Origin of the sequence: Herbaspirillum sp. 1130 (genome assembly GCF_017833835.1) — a bacterium.
In the GTDB taxonomy this organism is placed as follows: Bacteria; Pseudomonadota; Gammaproteobacteria; order Burkholderiales; family Burkholderiaceae_D; genus Herbaspirillum; species Herbaspirillum huttiense.
In genome coordinates, this window is record NZ_JAFICQ010000002.1 from 223,927 (window position 1) to 242,720 (window position 18,794).

At 64.2% G+C, this 18,794-nt stretch carries 18 protein-coding genes; 16 read left to right on the forward strand and 2 right to left on the reverse strand.

Annotated elements, in window-relative coordinates; all coding sequences use genetic code 11:
- Window positions 1-8 precede the first annotated feature (8 nt).
- The 9 genes from mpl (at window position 9) to JOD78_RS09845 (ending at window position 9,208) form a co-directional block, all read left to right on the forward strand.
- The gene (gene mpl, locus JOD78_RS09805; protein ID WP_121042614.1) at window positions 9-1,391 is read left to right on the forward strand and encodes a UDP-N-acetylmuramate:L-alanyl-gamma-D-glutamyl-meso-diaminopimelate ligase; all 1,383 of its coding nucleotides are present in this window, start codon (window positions 9-11) and stop codon (window positions 1,389-1,391) included.
- Window positions 1,388-1,978: a YqiA/YcfP family alpha/beta fold hydrolase gene (locus tag JOD78_RS09810; RefSeq protein ID WP_204726168.1), complete on the forward strand. Its 591-nt coding sequence runs from the start codon at window positions 1,388-1,390 to the stop codon at window positions 1,976-1,978. Before mpl ends, JOD78_RS09810 begins: the two co-directional genes overlap by 4 nt.
- Window positions 1,978-2,592: a chorismate lyase gene (locus JOD78_RS09815; RefSeq protein WP_121042618.1), complete on the forward strand. Its 615-nt coding sequence runs from the start codon at window positions 1,978-1,980 to the stop codon at window positions 2,590-2,592. Before JOD78_RS09810 ends, JOD78_RS09815 begins: the two co-directional genes overlap by 1 nt.
- A gap of 6 nt (window positions 2,593-2,598) precedes the next feature.
- The gene (locus JOD78_RS09820) at window positions 2,599-4,731 is read left to right on the forward strand and encodes an RNB domain-containing ribonuclease (protein ID WP_209568192.1); all 2,133 of its coding nucleotides are present in this window, start codon (window positions 2,599-2,601) and stop codon (window positions 4,729-4,731) included.
- Window positions 4,732-4,786: 55 nt separating this feature from the next.
- The gene (locus JOD78_RS09825) at window positions 4,787-5,668 is read left to right on the forward strand and encodes a TonB C-terminal domain-containing protein (protein ID WP_121042622.1); all 882 of its coding nucleotides are present in this window, start codon (window positions 4,787-4,789) and stop codon (window positions 5,666-5,668) included.
- 80 nt (window positions 5,669-5,748) lie between these two features.
- Entirely contained in the window at window positions 5,749-6,564 is an 816-nt protein-coding gene (gene aroE / locus JOD78_RS09830; protein WP_204726167.1) for a shikimate dehydrogenase, read from the forward strand.
- Window positions 6,565-6,731: 167 nt separating this feature from the next.
- Window positions 6,732-7,439 carry a monofunctional biosynthetic peptidoglycan transglycosylase gene (gene mtgA, locus JOD78_RS09835; protein ID WP_209568190.1) on the forward strand — a complete coding sequence of 236 codons (708 nt, stop codon included), beginning with the start codon at window positions 6,732-6,734 and terminating at the stop codon, window positions 7,437-7,439.
- A gap of 197 nt (window positions 7,440-7,636) precedes the next feature.
- Window positions 7,637-8,602 (forward strand): magnesium/cobalt transporter CorA, encoded by a 966-nt coding sequence (gene corA, locus JOD78_RS09840; RefSeq protein ID WP_039789235.1) that lies wholly within the window; start codon window positions 7,637-7,639, stop codon window positions 8,600-8,602.
- 135 nt (window positions 8,603-8,737) lie between these two features.
- On the forward strand, window positions 8,738-9,208 hold the full coding sequence (locus JOD78_RS09845; RefSeq protein ID WP_034341587.1) for a glycine zipper 2TM domain-containing protein: 471 nt from the start codon (window positions 8,738-8,740) through the stop codon (window positions 9,206-9,208).
- Between the two features lie 179 nt (window positions 9,209-9,387).
- On the opposite strand, the gene JOD78_RS09850 is transcribed toward JOD78_RS09845, so the two are convergent.
- Window positions 9,388-10,506 (reverse strand): anhydro-N-acetylmuramic acid kinase, encoded by a 1,119-nt coding sequence (locus JOD78_RS09850; RefSeq protein ID WP_209568188.1) that lies wholly within the window; start codon window positions 10,504-10,506, stop codon window positions 9,388-9,390.
- Window positions 10,507-10,586: 80 nt separating this feature from the next.
- Window positions 10,587-11,984: a M23 family metallopeptidase gene (locus tag JOD78_RS09855; protein WP_034341584.1), complete on the reverse strand. Its 1,398-nt coding sequence runs from the start codon at window positions 11,982-11,984 to the stop codon at window positions 10,587-10,589.
- A gap of 244 nt (window positions 11,985-12,228) precedes the next feature.
- Between JOD78_RS09855 and tyrS the strand changes: the two genes are divergently transcribed.
- The 7 genes from tyrS (at window position 12,229) to purH (ending at window position 18,715) form a co-directional block, all read left to right on the forward strand.
- Window positions 12,229-13,491 (forward strand): tyrosine--tRNA ligase, encoded by a 1,263-nt coding sequence (gene tyrS, locus JOD78_RS09860; protein ID WP_121042632.1) that lies wholly within the window; start codon window positions 12,229-12,231, stop codon window positions 13,489-13,491.
- Between the two features lie 12 nt (window positions 13,492-13,503).
- Window positions 13,504-13,986, forward strand: coding sequence for a D-aminoacyl-tRNA deacylase (dtd, locus tag JOD78_RS09865; protein ID WP_134135656.1), 483 nt, complete (start codon window positions 13,504-13,506; stop codon window positions 13,984-13,986).
- 87 nt (window positions 13,987-14,073) lie between these two features.
- A complete protein-coding gene (locus JOD78_RS09870; protein ID WP_209568185.1) occupies window positions 14,074-14,721 on the forward strand; it encodes a YbhB/YbcL family Raf kinase inhibitor-like protein in 648 nt (215 codons plus the stop codon).
- A 14-nt stretch (window positions 14,722-14,735) separates the two neighbouring features.
- A complete protein-coding gene (locus JOD78_RS09875; RefSeq protein ID WP_121042637.1) occupies window positions 14,736-15,380 on the forward strand; it encodes a histidine phosphatase family protein in 645 nt (214 codons plus the stop codon).
- A gap of 217 nt (window positions 15,381-15,597) precedes the next feature.
- A complete protein-coding gene (gene dusB, locus JOD78_RS09880; protein WP_204726164.1) occupies window positions 15,598-16,617 on the forward strand; it encodes a tRNA dihydrouridine synthase DusB in 1,020 nt (339 codons plus the stop codon).
- A gap of 184 nt (window positions 16,618-16,801) precedes the next feature.
- Window positions 16,802-17,035, forward strand: a complete 234-nt coding sequence (locus tag JOD78_RS09885; protein WP_006463627.1) for a Fis family transcriptional regulator — start codon at window positions 16,802-16,804, stop codon at window positions 17,033-17,035.
- A gap of 108 nt (window positions 17,036-17,143) precedes the next feature.
- On the forward strand, window positions 17,144-18,715 hold the full coding sequence (gene purH / locus JOD78_RS09890; RefSeq protein WP_034341574.1) for a bifunctional phosphoribosylaminoimidazolecarboxamide formyltransferase/IMP cyclohydrolase: 1,572 nt from the start codon (window positions 17,144-17,146) through the stop codon (window positions 18,713-18,715).
- Window positions 18,716-18,794: the final 79 nt, after the last annotated feature.

The following is an 18,794-nucleotide window of genomic DNA, read 5'->3' on the forward strand; positions in this document are numbered from 1 at the left end:
GATTCGCTATGCATATACACATCCTCGGCATCTGCGGCACCTTCATGGGCGGCCTGGCCGTGCTGGCCAAAGAGGCTGGCCATACCGTGACCGGTTGCGACGCCAATGTCTATCCCCCCATGAGCACCCAGCTGGAAGCCCAGGGCATCACCCTGACCCAGGGTTTCGAGCCGTCCCAGGTGGAGATCAAGCCGGACCTGTTCGTCATCGGCAACGTGGTCTCGCGCGGCAACCCGTTGATGGAAGAGATCCTCAACCGTGGCCTGCCCTATGTCTCCGGCCCGCAATGGATGGGCGAGAACATCCTGCAGGACAAGTGGGTCCTGTCGGTGGCCGGTACGCATGGCAAGACCACCACCTCAGCCATGCTGGCCTGGGTGCTGGAACACGCGGGCTACCAGCCGGGCTTCCTGATCGGCGGGGTGCCGATGAACTTCGGCATCTCGGCACGCCTGGGCAGTGACGGCCAGGGGGGGCCGTCGCCCTTCTTCGTCATCGAGGCCGACGAGTACGACACCGCCTTCTTCGACAAGCGCAGCAAGTTCGTGCACTACCGCAGCCGTACCGCCGTGCTGAACAATCTTGAGTACGATCACGCCGATATCTTCCCCGATCTGGGGGCCATCGAGACGCAATTCCACCATCTGGTGCGCACCGTGCCCGGCATCGGCCGGGTCATCGTCAATGGCCGTGAAGCCGCATTGCAACGCGTGCTGGCGCGCGGCTGCTGGAGCGAACGTGAAGATTTTGGCGTAGCCGCCGGCCAGCCCGGCTGGTCGCTGCAGACCCATGAGGATGGCCGTTTCGAGGTCTTCTTTGAGGGCCAGTCGCAAGGCACGGTGGACTGGTCGCTGACCGGTGAACATAACCGCATGAACGCCCTGGCCGCGATTGCCGCCGCCCGCCACGTGGGCGTGCCGGCGGCCCAGGCCATCGAGGCATTGGGCGCTTTCCAGAGCGTGAAGCGGCGCATGGAGCTGCGCGGCAGCGCCAATGGCGTGGCCGTCTATGACGATTTCGCCCATCACCCGACCGCCATCGCCACCACCGTGGCCGGCCTGCGCAAGAAGGTCGGTGCCGCGCGCATCCTCGCGGTGCTGGAGCCGCGTTCCAACACCATGAAGCTGGGCACGATGAAAGAAGCCCTGCCGGGCAGCCTCACCGAAGCGGATCTGGTCTTCGGTTTTGGCGCCCAGTCCGGGCGTGATGCACTGGGCTGGGACCTGGCCGAGGCGCTGGCCCCGCTGGGCCAGAAGGCCGCTGCCTTCCACGACCTCGATGCGCTGGTGCAAGCCGTCAAGGCCGCCGCGCAGCCCGGCGACCATGTGCTGGTGATGAGCAATGGCGGCTTCGGCGGCGTACACCAGAAGCTGCTGGACGCGCTGGCATGATCCTGTACCTGCACGGCTTTCGTTCCTCGCCGCAGTCCTTCAAGGCGCGCGTGATGGGACAGCGCATGGCCGCGCTCGGCCTGCAGGACCAGTACGTCTGCCCGCAACTGCCGGCCTCGCCGGCCGGGGCCATCGCTCTGGCCGGTGCGCTGGTGGCGGGTGTGTACCCGGCGCAGCTGACCGTGGTCGGCTCGTCGCTGGGCGGCTACTACGCCACCTGGCTGGCCGAACACACCGGCTGCCGGGCGGTGCTGGTCAACCCGGCGGTCAAGCCGCCGCGTGACCTGGAATCCTATGTCGGCGTGACCACGCAATACCACTCCGACGAACCCTTCGAATTCAAGCGCGAGTACATCGCCGAGCTGCTGGCCCTGTCGGTGCCGGCGATTACGCGGCCGGAGCGCTATTTCCTGCTGGCGGCCACCGGCGACGAAGTGCTGGACTGGCGCGAGATGGTGGCCCATTACCCCGGCGCGCGCCAGACCGTCATCGAGGGCAGCGACCATGGCATGGCCGAGTTTGCCGACCATCTGGACGAGGTGCTGGCCTTCTGCGGCGTGGACCTGCCCGGCAAGGCGGTGCGCTGATGCCCCATGCCGTCCGCAAGGCGCGCTGGATGGCGCATCCGCAGGCATTGGCGGCGCTGCTGGCGGCCGATGGCGACCTGGTGCGGCGCACCCGCGCCTGGCTGGCCGACCCCGGTTCCATGACCCTGAAATTGAAGAAACGGACCGAAAGCTTCAGTGTGCGCCTGCTGCGCCAGCGCCCGGGCCGCATCCTGGCCGATGAGCATGAAGCCTTGTGCATATCGCCCCGTAGCCGGGTGGTGGAGCGCGATGTCATCCTGCTGGGCGACGGGCAGCCTGTGGTGTTTGGCCATACGGTGCTGTCGACCAGCTCGGTCAAGTCCGACTGGCCCTTTTTCAGCAAGCTTGGCAGCACGCCCCTGGGGGCCAACTTGTTCTTTGATCCGCTGGTCGGGCGCAGCCCCATCCAGTATGCTCGGCTGTCCGCCGGCCACCCGCTGATGCACCGCATCGCGCAGGCCTTGCCCGAGTCCGAATTGCCGACCAGTTTGCTGGCGCGCCGCTCCCTGTTTACCCGGCGCGGCGGCGTGCTGATGGTCACCGATGTTTTCCTGCCGGCACTGGAGGCGCTGATGCGTCCGCTGCCGGCCCACGTACCGATTGAAAAGCGATAGAAGCAGATGAATTTATTGTTCGAAGAATCCGGCGATTTCAAGGCCGGCTCCATCATGACCCAGCAGGGCGAGTCCTACCAGGTCGAGATGGCCTCCGGCAAGCGCGCCAAGGTGAAGTCGCGCGATGCGCTGCTGCAATTCGCTGCCCCCGCGCCGCAGGAGCTGATGCAACAGGCCCAGGCCATCGCTGATGAAGTCGACCTGGATTTTCTGTGGGAAGTGGCTGGCGAAGAAGAATTCGGCTTCACCGACCTGGCCGCCGAGTATTTCGGGCATGCCCCGCTGCCGCCGGAAGCGGCCGGCCTGCTGCTGTGCCTGCATCGCGCACCGATCTATTTCTACAAGAAGGGCCGTGGCCGCTACAAGGCGGCACCGCAAGCCTCGCTGCAGGCGGCCCTGGCCGGGCTGGAAAAGAAGAAGCAGCAACTGGCCGCACAGGCGGTGTATGTGGAAGAACTCAAGGCCCACAAACTGCCGGAAGCCTTCCGCCCCATCGCCCTGCAACTGCTCTTCAAGCCGGACAAGAACGGCATCGAATTCAAGGCCCTGGATGCCGCCGCCAAGGAAATGCAGACCACCCCGCAGCGCCTGATGCTGGCTGCCGGTGGCGTGGCCTCGCCCAAGGATCTGCATTACGCGCGTTTCCTCTACGAATTCTTCCCGCGCGGCACCGGTTTCCCGACCATCGATATCCCGCCGGCGGCTACCGACCTGCCGCTGGCCGATGTACAGGCTTTCTCCATCGATGACGTGACCACCACCGAGATCGATGATGCCCTGTCGGTCACCCGCCTGCCGGACGGCAAGCTGCGCGTGGGCATCCACATCGCCGCACCGGGCCTGGCCATCAAGCGCGGCGATGCGATCGATGCGATTGCGCGTGCGCGCATGTCCACCGTCTACATGCCGGGCGAAAAGATCACCATGCTGCCAGACGACCTGGTGGCCACCTATACGCTGGATGCCGGCGCTGCCCGTCCTGCGCTGTCGCTGTACGCCACGCTGGATGCGGCCAACTGGGAAGTGCTGGGCACCGAGACCCGCGCCGAGCTGGTGCCGATCGCCGCCAACCTGCGCCACAACGACCTCGACGAGCTGGTCACCGAGGAAGCGCTGGCCGAGAATCGCGGCGAGTATCCGCACAAGGAAGAGATCGCGCTCCTGTGGCAGTGGGTGCAATTGCTGGAACAGGGCCGCATGGCCAAGCGCGAGAGCTTCGGCCTGCGTCCGGAACAGAACAATCGCGTCGACTTCAACTTCTACGTCGAGAACGATGTGGTGAGCATCGTGCGCCGCCGCCGTGGCGCGCCGCTGGACAAGATCGTGGCCGAGCTGATGATCTTCGCCAACAGCACCTGGGGCAAGCTCATGGCCGATCACGGCGTGCCGGGCATCTACCGCGCGCAAGGCGGCGGGGCCGGCGGCTGGGCCGCCAAGATGCAGGTGCGCATGGTCACTCACGCCGCGCCTCACCAGGGCCTGGGCGTGGATCAATATGCCTGGAGCACCTCGCCGCTGCGCCGCTACACCGACCTGGTCAACCAGTGGCAGATCCTGGCCTGCATCGAGCACGGCGTGACCGCGCCGCTGGTGGCGCCCTTCAAGCCGCGCGATGCCGATCTCTTCGCCATCGTCTCGGGCTTCGATGCGGCTTACTCCGGCTATGCCGATTTCCAGTCGACCATGGAACGCTACTGGTGCCTGCGCTGGCTGGCGCAGGAAAACGCCCGTACCGTGGAAGCGGTGGTGCTCAAGGATGAAATCCTGCGCCTGGTCGAGATCCCGCTGGTGCTGCGCATGCCGGGCCTGCCGCAACTGGCGCGCGGCCTGCAGGTCAAGCTGGACCTGCTGCGCTGGGACGAGGTCGACCTGACCGTGGAGGCGCGCCTGCTGGAAGTGCCGGCCGCTGCGGCCCAGGCGCTGGCCAGCGACCTCGGTGAAGACGATGACGAGTTGCTCGAAGGCATGGCCTCCATGGGCAGCGAAGAACAGGGCGAGGAAGCCGCTGCCGAGCAAAATTCGGTACAGAACAATGTACAGAACGATGCACAGGATTCCGTACAGGAAAATGCACAGGAAGAGCCACATCCCCACGCCGCCGATGCCGACGAAAACCCGTCGGCCCAAGCCGCGCAATGACGCGGTGCTGGCGTAGAATTGGCGCTGTGAATATCGTCGTTGCTCCCCGTCTGCTGTGAATCTGTTTGCCCAACATCGTCTGCTGAGCGTCGCGCTCGGAATCTCGCTGCTGGTGCATGGCCTGCTGCTGGCCGTGCACTTCGCCGCGCCCGACGCCTTCCGCTTCAAGCCGTCCGATCCGGAACTGGAAGTCATCCTGGTCAACGCCAAGCATGACAAGAAGCCGGTCAACGCCCAGGCGCTGGCGCAGGCCAACCTGGATGGCGGCGGCAATGCCGACGACGGCCGCGCCCGATCGCCGCTGCCGGACATGCAGCACGTGGAGAGCGGTGACAGCGTCAAGGCCGCGCAGCGCAAGGTGGCTGAACTGGAACAGCAGCAGCGCAAGATGCTGGCGCAGTTGCAGGAGGCGCGCCAGCACGTGGCCAGCGCCGAGCAGCAGAAACCGACCGAGACGCCGCAGCCCAACGCGCGCGACCTGACCGAAACCGCCAAGGCCATGGCGCGCATGGAAGCCGAACTGGCCAAGGACATCGCGCAATACAACAAGCGCCCCAAGAAGACCCAGATCACGCCAAGCACCCGCGAAGTCGGTTATGCCCAGTACTTCAAGGCGCTGCAGGACAAGATAGAAAAGGTCGGCACCCTGAACTTCCCGACCCGCGACGGCAAGAAGCTCTACGGTGAACTGCTGGTGGTGATTCCGGTATTCCAGGACGGCAGCATCTACGAGCGCGATGGCGGCGTGGTGGTGCGCACCAGTTCCGGCAATGCCGCGCTGGACCAGGCGGCGGTGGCCATCGTGCGGCGCTCGGTGCCGTTCGGCCGTTTTCCGGAGAACATGCGCACCAGCGGTAAGGATGATGTGTGGGAAGTCATCGTGACCTTCCGTTTCACCCGTGACCAGGGCGTGCAGGCAGAACTGGGGGCCGGCTGATATCGCCAGCGGCGCAGCGGTCCGACACAAGAACAGCAAAGAGCAGTCAGAACATATAACGAGGGAGCAGGCAAACCACCATGGATGAATACGTCGTCATCGGCAATCCGATTGCCCACAGCAAGTCGCCCGAGATCCATGCGCAGTTCGCCGCCCAGACCGGCCAGTCACTGCACTACGACCGTCTGCTGGTGCCGCTGCGCGGTTTCAAGGCGGCAGTGCAGGTATTCCAGCGGCGCGGCGGACGCGGTGCCAACGTCACCGTTCCCTTCAAGCTGGAAGCGCACGCGCTGGCCGATCAGCTGACCGAACGCGCGCGTCTGGCCGGAGCGGTCAATACGCTCAAGTTCGAAGGCGGCCGCATCCTCGGCGACAACACGGATGGTGCCGGCCTGGTGACCGACATCATGGTCAATGCCGGCCAGGCGCTGGCAGGCCGTCGCGTGCTGTTGCTGGGCGCCGGCGGTGCCTCGCGTGGCGCGCTGCTGCCGCTGCTGCAACAGCAGCCGGCCGAACTGGTGATCGTCAACCGCACGCAAGCCAAGGCCGATGAACTGGCGCGCCAGTTCCGGGAATTCGGCCTGGTACGCAGCGCGGCCTATGCCGGACTGGAGGGCGTGTTCGATGTCATCATCAACGCCACCTCGGCCAGCCTGTCGGACGATCTGCCGCCGCTGCCGGTATCGGTGTATGGCAGCGAGACCCTGGCCTACGACATGATGTATGGCCGCCAGCCCACGGTCTTCATGCAGAGCGCCCAGCAACACGGGGCCAGCGTGCGCGATGGCCTGGGCATGCTGGTCGAGCAGGCCGCCGAAGCCTTCCAGCTGTGGCGCGGCGTGCGGCCCGCCACCGCCGAGGTGTTTGCCAGCCTGCGCCAGCAGTTGTCGCAATAAGCGATAGGCAACAAGGCAACAGGCAACAAGGCAAGGCAGTCCTCCACAGATGCAGAGGACTGCAGGAGTGCAGGACTGTATGAGTGCATGAGTGCATCTTTGCAGGATCGCGCCATGACGGAATTTCCCCGATCGACAGAACACGGCAACAGAACAACAACCGGCTCATGAAATCGCTACGCAAGCTGCTCTTCTGGATCATCGTCCTGCCCATCACCCTGGTAGTGCTGCTGCAGCTGTACTTCTTCGTCCAGATCTGGTGGTGGAAGGATCACAATCCGGAGTCCACCAGTTTCATGCGCCAGCAGTTGTCGATCCTGCGCGAGAAGGACCCGAATGCCCAGCTGCAATTCCGCTGGGTGCCTTACGCTCGCATCTCCAACAATCTCAAACGCGCCATCATCGCCTCGGAAGATTCCAACTTCTCCGAGCATGACGGCGTCGACTGGGAGGCCTTGCAGAAGGCCTACGAAAAGAACGAGAAGAAGGGCAAGGTCGTTGCCGGCGGTTCCACCATCACCCAGCAGCTGGCCAAGAACCTGTTCCTCTCGGGCGAGCGCAGCTATCTGCGCAAGGGCCAGGAATTCATCATCACCTACATGCTGGAATTCCTGCTCGACAAGCAGCGCATCTTCGAGCTCTACCTCAACGTGGTGGAGTGGGGCAACGGCGTCTTCGGTGCCGAGGCCGCAGCCCAGCATTACTACCGCACCACGGCCGCCAATCTCGGCGCCGAACAGGCAGCACGGCTGGCGGTGATGCTGCCACGTCCGCGCTATTACGACCGCAATCGTGGCTCGGGCTACCTGGCCGCGCGCACCAGCCTGATCCTGCGCCGCATGAACGCGGCCACGCTGCCGCCGGCGCACAAGTAATCCTGCGCTGCTGCCGCAGCCAGATGACCGCCGTATGACAGCGCGTCACGCTCACCACAGCCGTTCCGCCAGCGCTGGATTGGCGCTTGCCTGGCACGGGGCTTGAACGTACACTTGCGCACGTTTCGCGCCTGTCGCCACGGGCTGCCGCATTTCACCCGGGACTCTTCCCCCCGCGTTCCACCGAGCGAGAACCCATGATCAATGTATTCGTGTTGCAAAACGGACGGCTGAGCCAGGTCAACATCGACAGCCGCACCGACCTCGAACAGGCCGCGCCGGTCTGGGTGGACCTGACCGAACCGAATGACGAAGAGCGCGCCTGGGTCAAGAGCATCTACGGCGTGACCCTGCCCGACGAGGACGAATTCAGCGACATCGAAGCCTCGGCCCGTTACTTCGAAGCCGAGAACGGCGACCTGCACCTGCGCACCGACTTCCTCTTCGAAGGCGACGACGATTCTTCCTCCACCATGACGGTGGCCTTCATCCTGGCACGCAACATCCTGTTCTCGGTGCATGCGGAAGACCTGCCGGTGTTCCGGCTGGTGCGCATGCGCGCGCGCTCGCGGCCCGGTTCCATCGGCGACTACCGCGACGTGCTGCTGGACCTCTACGAGACCGATGCCGAATATTCGGCCGATGCCCTCGAAGGCATCTACCAGAAGCTCGAAGCGGTGAGCACCAGCGTGCTCAAGAAAAGCCTCTCCGACCAGGCCGCCGCCGAAGTGCTCAACACCATCGCCCACGAAGAAGACTTGAACGGCCGCATCCGCCGCAACATGATGGATACGCGCCGCGCGGTCAGCTTCCTGATGCGCGGACGTCTGCTCAGTTCGGAGCAGTTCGAGGATGCGCGCCAGATCCTGCGCGACATCGAATCCCTGGATGGCCACACCGCCTTCCTCTTCGACAAGATCAACTTCCTGATGGATGCCACCGTTGGCTTCATCAACATCAACCAGAACAAGATCATCAAGATCTTCTCGGTGGCCTCCGTCGCTTTCCTGCCGCCGACGCTGATCGCCAGCATCTACGGCATGAACTTCAAGGTCATGCCGGAACTGGATTGGGTGGTGGGTTATCCGCTGGCCATCCTGATGATGGTCGGGTCGGCCATCGCGCCGTTCTGGTATTTCCGTCGGCGCGGCTGGCTCAACTGAGACTGTCTGCTGACGGCGACGTCCTCATTTCTCCGACAAGCATTGCCGGGCTTCTCCGATGCCGCGCACGCAGGCTGCGCGGCACACTGCGAACATCGTCCATCGCATTCGTGCATTCGTGCAGAGGAGAACACCATGTCCGTCCGTCATCACTACATCTCGCTGGCCGTGATCAGCGCCAGTTTCGCCGGTCTGCTGATCGGCTGCGCGAGTCCGCAGCAAGCCCCTTATGGCGCGGCACCGACCTCGCAGAACTATGAACGCGTGGCGTCCTATTCCGGTACCGGCGTGGTGGAAGCCATTGAAGTGACCCACAAGGAAAGCAGCGGCGTGGCCGGTGCGGTGGTGGGTGGCGTGGCCGGTGGCCTGCTGGGCAATGCCGTCGGTGGCGGCACCGGCCGCGTGCTGGCGACCGTCGCGGGTGCCGCCGGTGGTGCCTATGCCGGTAACCAGGTCGAGCGCAATAACTCTGCCGGCCGCCAGGTTTACAACATCCGCGTACGCATGAGCGATGGCTCCTTGCAGACCTTCGCGCAGGAAGACAATACCGATTTCCGCGTGGGGGATCGTGTGCGACTGGATAACGGCCGCATCAGCCGTTATTGATCGCCGTCAGCAAGAGTAATCAAGCGTCATCAAGCGCCATTACTGATATTACTGATTGTTGAATTCATTTTGATACCGACCCGTTCGGTATTGAAACAGGCGCCAAACATCATGAAGCGCTAAAGAGAAAGCCGTCCGTGCCATGCACCGGACGGCTTTCTCGTTTCAGCGATCGGACCTCAGGCCGGGTACAACGCGCCGAGCACCCGCGAGCCGCGTGCCCCGGTCACCGCCGGCAGGTTGCCCGGCAGCCGCAGATCAAAGCGCCGCGCCAGCCAGGCAAAGGCCAGCGCCTCCACATGCTGCGGAGACACGCCCAGAGCGGCCGTCGACTGCACGGTTGCGCGGCCGTCCAGTTGCTGCTGCAACAGCCGCATCAGGAAGGCATTCTCGGCGCCGCCTCCGCATACATAGACCTGCTGCGCCGTGGGTGCGTGCGCGACGATGGCTTCGGCAATGGTACTGGCCGTGAGCAGCGTCAACGTGGCCTGCACATCTTCCGGGGCGATTGCAGCGCCCGTGCGCAGCAGGGCCGCCTGCAGCCAGTCGAGATGGAACAGGTCGCGTCCCGAACTCTTGGGCGGCGGCAAGCGGAAGAAGGGCTCATCGCGCAATTGCGCCAGCAGTCCCGCATGCACTTGTCCCGATGCTCCCCAGTCGCCGTTGGCATCATAGGCGCGCTGCTGGTGCAGATGAATCCAGCCATCCATGAGCGCATTGCCGGGGCCGGTATCGAAGCCGTAAGCGCCGTCTTCCCCCGCCGGCAGGATGCTGATGTTGGCGATGCCGCCGATATTGACCACCACCCGCGACTGCGCCGCATCGCCGAAGATGGCGCGATGGAAGGCCGGCACCAGCGGTGCGCCCTGGCCGCCGGCGGCGACGTCGCGGCTGCGGAAGTCGGCGACTACATCGATGTTGCACAGTTCGGCCAGCAGTGCCGGGTTATTGGTCTGACGCGTGAAGCCGAGTTCGGGGCGATGGCGGATGGTCTGTCCATGCACGCCCACCAGGCGCACGTCGGCCGCCGTCTTGCCAGCCTGCAGCAGCAGTTGCGCCACACAGTCGGCGTAATGCACGGCCAGCGCATTGGCGGCCAGGGCTTCGCGTTCGATCTCGTTGTGTCCGGCGGCCTGCAGGGCCATCAGGTCCGCGCGCAGATGGGCGGGGAAGGGCACGTAAGCCGCCGCCAGCGTGGCGGTGATCGTCTGGCCATCGAAGGCGGCCAGGACGCCGTCGACGCCGTCAAGACTGGTGCCGGACATCAGGCCGATGGTCAAAAAGGGAGAATCGTTCATGGCAGGCAGGTCGTAAAAAGAAAAGGGCGGCCGCTGATTCTACAGCGCCGCCCTGGTCGGGGAGTTCGGACAGCCGTCTCTTACTTGGCTGCCGCCAGCTTCACATCGGGCGCACCCGGCACGCGCAGCATGGCCATGCGATGCTGCATGTCGGCGGCCACGGTGCGGAAGCGCTGCAACTGCGGGCCGGTCAGGGCCTGGTTGTTGGGCACCTCCACCGACAGCGGATTGCGCGGCTGGTTGTTGACGCGGAACTCGTAGTGCAGGTGCGGGCCGGTGGCCCAGCCGGTCATGCCGACGAAACCGATCACGTCATTCTGGCTGACCTTCATGCCCTTCTTGATGTTGGGCGCGAAGCGGCTCATGTGGCCGTAGGCGGTGGAGTAGCCGCTCCAGTGCTTGATGACGACGATGTTGCCGTAGCCATTCTGCTGGCCCACGAAATCGACTACGCCATCGGCGGCTGCATGGATGGGCGTGCCGGTCGGTGCGGCGAAGTCCACGCCGGTATGCTGCTTCCACTGACCCAGGATCGGGTGCAGGCGCATCGAGAAACCGGAAGAGATACGGGTGAAGGCCAGGGGCGACTTCAGGAACGCCTTCTTGAGCGACTTGCCATCGAAGGCGTAATAGCCGCCACCGCCGGTCTTGCTGGCCGGGTCGCTGAACCAGACAGCCTGGTAGCGGTTGCCGGCATTGTCGAATTCACCGGCCAGCACGCGGCCGGTGCGCACCAGGTCGCCATTCTGATAGAAGGTCTCGTAGACCACGTTGAAACGGTCGCCACGGCGCAGGTCGGAGGCGAAGTTGATGTTGGTGGCGAACATGTCCACCAGCTGCATGGCGACCGCATCGGGGATCTGCGCGTTGTCGGTGGCGGCGAAGAGCGAGGAGAAGATGGTGCCGGCGCGCATTTCCACGCGGCGCTCCAGCACGGCGGGCTGGGCTTCGGCGGTGAGCTTGCCGTCATGGCGCGCGATCACCAGGTTCTTGGGCGTGTCGCTGCCGTCGTCGAGGGTGGCGGAGAGCTTGATGAGCTCGCCGTTGTCATCGGTCTGGGCCACGACGCGCTTGCCGGCGCGCAACTGCATCACGGTGCGCGCCAGGGTATCGGACTTGATGAAGGCGGTGGCCTCATCGTCATCCACACCGAGGCGGTTGAGCAGGGTGGCCAGGGTGTCGCCGCTGCGGACCTTCTCTTCGTTGACGTAATACTGCGAACGCTCTTCCAGTGCACTGATCTGCTGTTGCAGGTCGGGCAGGGCCAGCTCCTTGGAAATCGGGTTCACCGGGGCATCGCGCAGGTCAGGCTCGGCCGGGGCGAAGCCGGCGGCACCGATGGTGAAGGCGGCCAGGAACAGGGCGCTGGCGCCGATGATGCGGGTCTTGGGCGAGGAAGCGGCGACTTTGTGGTGGCAGGACTGCAACGCGGAGAAGCACAGGGACGAGACGTGCTTGAGTTTATCTTGTGGGAACATGCAAACCGAATACGTTAAAATCTGACGTTTCCGTGGCGGATGGCGGGTGATGGCTGCAATGCGGCGTTTCCTGTCCCCCCGCCGTGTTGCGCCCGCGTAACATCGCCTACGGGTCGAGAACGTTTTCCTGCTGCTGAGCTTCTGAGGCCGCGTCCTGGCGCTGGGCAGAAAAAACGAAAGTCGGAATTATAGCAACACGATTTAGCGGTCCTGTCCTACAAAAGCCAATTTTTTAGTTATATCGATGAACGCCGACCAGTCCACCTCCGCCGCCGCTGCCCAAGCAGCTCCTTCCCGCCTGCCCCTCACCGACCAGGTGCAGGAAGCGCTGGCCATCACCAAGCGCGGCATCGATGAGCTGCTCATCGAAAGCGAATTCGCGCAGAAGCTGGCGCGCGCCGAGCAAAGCGGCCAGCCGCTGCGCATCAAGCTGGGCCTGGACCCGACCGCGCCCGACCTGCACCTGGGCCACACCGTGGTCCTGAACAAGATGCGCCAGCTGCAGAACCTGGGCCATCAGGTGATCTTCCTGATCGGCGATTTCACCTCCATGATCGGCGACCCGTCCGGCCGCAATGCGACGCGCCCGCCGCTGTCGCGCGAGCAGATCGAGATCAACGCCAAGACCTATTTCGCCCAGGCCAGCCTGGTGCTGGACCCAAGCAAGACCGAGATCCGCTACAACTCCGAATGGTGCGATGCCCTGGGCAGCCGCGGCATGATCCAGCTGGCCTCGCGCTACACGGTGGCGCGCATGATGGAGCGCGATGACTTCACCAAGCGCTTCAAGGAAGGCACGCCGATTTCGGTGCATGAATTCCTCTACCCGTTGATGCAGGGTTATGACTCGGTGGCCCTGAAGTCGGACCTGGAGCTGGGCGGCACCGACCAGAAATTCAACCTGCTGGTGGGCCGCGAACTGCAGAAGGATTTCGGCCAGGAGCCGCAGTGCATCCTGACCATGCCGCTGCTGGAAGGCCTGGACGGCGTGGAAAAGATGTCCAAGTCCAAGGGCAATTACATCGGCATCACCGAGCCGGCCAACACCATGTTCGCCAAAGTGATGAGCATTTCCGACGTGATGATGTGGCGCTACTACGACCTGCTGTCATTCCGTTCGATGGCCGAGATCGCTGGCTACAAGGCCGAGGTCGAGGCCGGCAAGAACCCGCGCGACATCAAGGTGGCGCTGGCTCAGGAAATCGTCGCCCGCTTCCACTCGCAGCAGGCCGCGGAAGATGCGCTGGCCGACTTCGTGAACCGCTCCAAGGGCGGCATCCCGGACGATATCCCGGAAGTCTCGCTGTCGGGCGCGCCGCTGGGCATCGGCCAGCTGTTGAAGCAAGCCAACCTGTGCGCCTCCACTTCGGAAGCGCTGCGCATGGTGGAGCAGGGCGGTGTGCGCATCGACGGCACCGTCATCAGCGACAAGGGCCTGAAGGTCGAGGCCGGCCAGTGCGTGGTGCAAGTGGGCAAGCGCAAGTTTGCCCGCGTCACCCTGGCGTAAGCTGGAACGCGCATGATCGCCCTCTTGCAGCGGGCCAGCCAGGCCTCGGTGGTGGTGGATGGCCAGACGCTGGGCAGCATCGGCACCGGGCTCATGGTGCTGGTCTGCGCCGAGCGCCATGACACCCCGGCCGAAGCCGATGCCCTCCTGAAGAAGCTGCTGGCCTATCGCGTCTTCAGCGACGAGGCCGGCAAGATGAACCGCAGCGTTGCCGACGTGCAAGGCGGCTTGCTGCTGATCCCGCAATTCACGCTGGCGGCCGATACCAATTCAGGCACGCGCCCGTCCTTCACCCCGGCGGCGGCACCGGAACTGGGACGTCAACTGTTCGACCACTTCGTGGCCCAGGCGCGTGCGCGCCATGGCGAGGAAAGGGTGGGGACAGGGCGCTTCGGAGCCGATATGAAGGTGTCGCTCACCAACGACGGTCCGGTGACCTTCTGGCTGCAGGTCAAGCCCAAGGCACCGGTTGCCGATATGAACGTTACTGAATAAAACCGAGCCCGGCATTGAAGCCGGGCGGCGCGTCCCCAAATGGATTCGTAATGCGTGTTGCATGTGGCCTTACTTTTAGGAGGTGATATGAAATTCTGGAGCGATTCTTTCAAGGACGGTGCCACCATCCCGGGCGAATTCGCCTTTGCGGTGATGGATCCCAAGACGCACGTGGCCCTTTCTGCCAATCGCAATCCGCACTTCGCCTGGAGCGATCTGCCGGCCGGCACCAAGTCGCTGGCACTGGTGGTGCATGATCCCGACGTGCCTTCGCGCGGCGATGATGTGAACCAGGAAGGCAAGACCGTGCCGCTGGAGCTGCCGCGTGTGGATTTCTATCACTGGACGCTGGTGGACATTCCGGCGGGCGTGAGCGAAATCAAGGCCGGCCAGTTCAGCAACGGGGTGACCGCGCGCGGCAAGCCGGGACCGGCGGTGCTGGGCGATGTGATGCCGGGCGCGCGCCAAGGCATCAACGATTACACCGGCTGGTTCGCCGGCGACGGCGACATGCGCGGCGACTACTTCGGCTATGACGGCCCCTGCCCGCCGTGGAACGATGCGCTGGTGCACCGCTACATCTTCACGCTGTACGCGCTGGACGTGGAACAGCTGCCCGTGGCCGGCAACCTGGAAGGTTCGGTGGTGGTCACTGCGCTGCGCGACCATGTGCTGGATCAGGCGTCCCTCACCGGCCTCTACACCCTCAACCCCAACGCGGTACCGCGTAGCTGACCTGACTGCACTGCATGACCGACATCCTGCTGATCCGCCACGGCGAAACCGACTGGAACGTGGACAAGCGCCTGCAAGGGCATATCGACATCGGCTTGAATGAAGCCGGCCAGCGCCAGGTCCTGGCGCTGGGCGAGGCGCTGGCGGGGGAGGGCATCGATGCCGTCTTCGCCAGCGACCTGCAGCGTGCGCGCGATACGGCGCAGGCCGTGGCCGGGCCAGCGGGATTGACGGTGCAGATCGATGCGGGTTTGCGCGAGCGCTGCTACGGCGGCTTCGAGGGCTTGCGCCATACCGAGATCGAAGCGCGCTATCCGGAGGCGTATCGCCAGTGGAAGGCGCGCGAGCCGGACTTCCGCTATCCCGCCGGCGAGCGCATCGCCGAGACCATGCGCGAATTCTATGAACGTTCGGTGGCGGCCGTGCAGCGCGTGCTGGCTTCGGGCCGCTATCGCAAGGTGGCCATCGTCACCCATGGCGGCGTGCTGGAGTGCGTGCATCACTGGGCCAGCCAGACTTCCTTCGCCCAGCCACGCAGCTTTGACATCTTCAACGCCAGCGTCAATCGACTGCACTGGGATGGCGAACGTGCCCACATCCGCTCCTGGGGCGAGATCGGGCATCTCCAGCGGGAGACGCTGGATGAGGTGGATCGCTGATCATTCATTGCCTTGAGGTAATCAGCAGGGTGGCAGGAAGGCATTTGGCCTGCCGTTTTTCCTGTGCAGTGATATTTGATATTGGCATTTCTTCAACAATCTCCGCTGCCCAATAAATAATCAGCCCCAAAGATGTAACCGCGCCCGATTCTTGTTGGGCGAGGCAGGCAATCGCGCTAAAATAGCGCCCTTCCCCGTATCTCCCCCTATCCACGTCGTGAACATTGGGCCCTATTCCCTGCGCAACAACGTGTTCGTCGCCCCCATGGCGGGTGTGACCGACCGTCCGTTCCGCCAGCTGTGCAAGCAGCTGGGGGCGGGCTATGCCGTCTCGGAAATGGCCGCGTCCGATCCGCGCCTGTGGCAGAGCGAGAAGACCTCGCGCCGCATCAACCACGATGGCGAGATGGAACCCAAGGCGGTGCAGATCGCCGGGGCCGATCCCGTCATGCTGGCCGATTGCGCGAAGTACAACGTCGAGCGCGGGGCGCAGATCATCGACATCAACATGGGCTGCCCGGTCAAGAAGGTCTGCAACAGCTGGTGCGGTTCGGCCCTGCTGCAGGACGAGGAACTGGTGGCGCGCATCCTGGACGCGGTGGTCTCGGCGGTGGATGTGCCGGTGACCCTGAAATTCCGCACCGGCTGGAACCGCGCCAACAAGAACGCCCTCAAGATTGCCGCCCGGGCCGAGGCCGCCGGTATCGCCATGCTGACCCTGCACGGCCGCACCCGCGCCGACGGTTACAGCGGTGAAGCCGAGTACGAGACCATCGCGACCGTGAAGGCCGCCGTGAAGATCCCGGTGGTGGCCAATGGCGACATCACCACGCCCGAGAAGGCGCGCGAAGTCCTGCGCCTGACCGGGGCCGACGCCGTCATGGTCGGTCGTGCCGCCCAGGGACGGCCCTGGATCTTCCGCGAGATCGATCACTTCCTGCGCACCGGCGAGCACCTGCCGGCACCGCTGGTGACCGAGGTGGCGCACCTCATGGATGAGCACCTGCAAGCCCATTACGCTTTTTATGGCGACTACCTGGGCGTGCGCACGGCACGCAAGCATATCGGCTGGTATGTGCGCGACCTGCCGGGCGGCGAGACCTTCCGCCGCAGCATGAACCGCATCGAAGACTGCGGCCAGCAGTTGCAGGCGGTGCGGCAGTTCTTTGCCGAGCAGGCCGTGCATGGCGATCGCCTGCAATACGGACTGGCCGACGAGGTAGCCCTGGCCGCCTGAAGCAACACCGCAGGACGGCAGGACAGCACGACAGGACAACAAGGGTATCGGATGCGCTCGCGCAAGCAGCAACAGCGGCGCAATTGATCAACAACACGGCATCGCCACGCACCATCGCGCCCGCGGGAAAACGGCGCATTCAGGTTTGCGGGGTGACACCGACAAGAACAGAAGCAGCAGAGCAATGAGCAAAGAAAGTATTGAGGATGTCGTCAAGAAGAGCCTGGAAAAATATTTCCGGGATCTGGGTGAACAGCTACCGACCAATGTCTACGACATGGTGCTGGCCACGGTCGAAAAACCGGTCTTCGAGACCGTGATGGCGCGCGCCGAGGGCAACCAGTCCCAGGCCGCCGAGATCCTCGGCATCAACCGCAACACGCTGCGCAAGAAGCTGCAGCAGCACGGCCTGCTGTAGCCGCCAGCGGCCTTGCCGGCGCGCCAGGGCGGGCGCCGGGAGGGTGCGCGGGTGCAGCTTCCTTCCACGGTTTTTCAGGTTTCCTTTTCCTTACCAGTCTTGCCTACCATGATCAAACAAGCACTCATTTCCGTATCCGACAAGGCAGGCGTGCTCGACTTCGCGCGCGCACTGTCCGCCATGGGCGTCAACATCCTGTCCACCGGTGGCACCGCCAAGCTGCTGGCCGACAATGGCGTGCCGGTCACCGAAGTGGCCGACTACACCGGTTTCCCGGAAATGCTGGATGGCCGCGTGAAGACGCTGCATCCCAAGGTCCATGGCGGCATCCTGGCCCGTCGCGATTTCCCCGAGCACGTCGCTGCGCTGGAACAGCACGGCATCCCCACCATCGACATGGTGGTGGTGAACCTGTACCCGTTCCAGCAGACCGTGGCCAAGGATGAATGCTCGCTGGAAGACGCGATCGAAAACATCGACATCGGCGGCCCGGCCATGCTGCGTTCCTCGGCCAAGAACCACAAGGACGTGATCGTCATCTGCGATCCCACCGATTATGAAGGCGTGCTGGCCGAGCTGAAGTCCGGTGGCGACCTGCCCTACGAAAAGCGCTTCGCGCTGGCCAAGAAGGTCTTCGCCCATACCGCGCAATACGATGGCGCCATCACCAATTACTTCACCGCCCTGGGTGAAGACAAGCAGCACAGCACCCGCAGCGCCTACCCCGCGACCCTGAACCTTCATTTCGAGAAGGTCCAGGACATGCGCTACGGCGAGAACCCGCACCAGAGCGCTGCCTTCTACCGCGACATCAAGAAGGTCGATGGCGCCCTGGCCAACTACACCCAGCTGCAAGGCAAGGAACTGTCCTTCAACAACATCGCCGATGCCGATGCTGCCTGGGAATGCGTCAAGAGCTTCGACCCGGCCACGGAAGCAGCCTGCGTCATCATCAAGCACGCCAACCCCTGCGGCGTGGCCATCGGTGCCCACCCGCTGGAAGCCTACAGCAAGGCCCTGCAGACCGACCCGACCTCGGCCTTCGGCGGCATCATCGCCTTCAACCGCGAAGTGGACGCCGCAGCGGCCGAAGCTGTGGCCAAGCAATTCCTGGAAGTGCTGATCGCTCCGTCCTTCAGCGCTGAAGCCAAGCAGATCTTCGCTGCCAAGCAGAACGTGCGCCTGCTGGAAATCCCGCTGGGCACCGGTCTGAATGGCTACGACTTCAAGCGTGTCGGCGGTGGCCTGCTGGTGCAGTCGCCGGACGCCAAGAACGTGCTGCTGGCCGATGTAAAGGTGGTCAGCAAGAAGCAGCCGACCCAGCAGCAATTGCAGGATCTGATGTTCGCCTGGCGCGTGGCCAAGTTCGTCAAGTCCAATGCCATCGTCTTCTGCGGCAATGGCATGACCTTGGGCGTCGGTGCCGGCCAGATGAGCCGTATCGATTCCGCCCGCATCGCCTCCATCAAGGCGCAGAATGCCGGCCTGACCCTGGCCGGTTCGGCCGTGGCGTCGGATGCCTTCTTCCCGTTCCGCGATGGCCTGGATGTGGTGGTCGATGCCGGTGCCACCTGCGTCATCCATCCGGGTGGCTCCATGCGCGACCAGGAAGTCATCGATGCGGCCAATGAGCGCGATGTCGTGATGCTGCTGACCGGGACGCGTCACTTCCGTCACTGATCGCTGCCAGATCCGACGAAAACGCCCGGCTTCATGCCGGGCGTTTTTGTTGGTGCTTCGTGTGCCGCAGTGCGCAGGG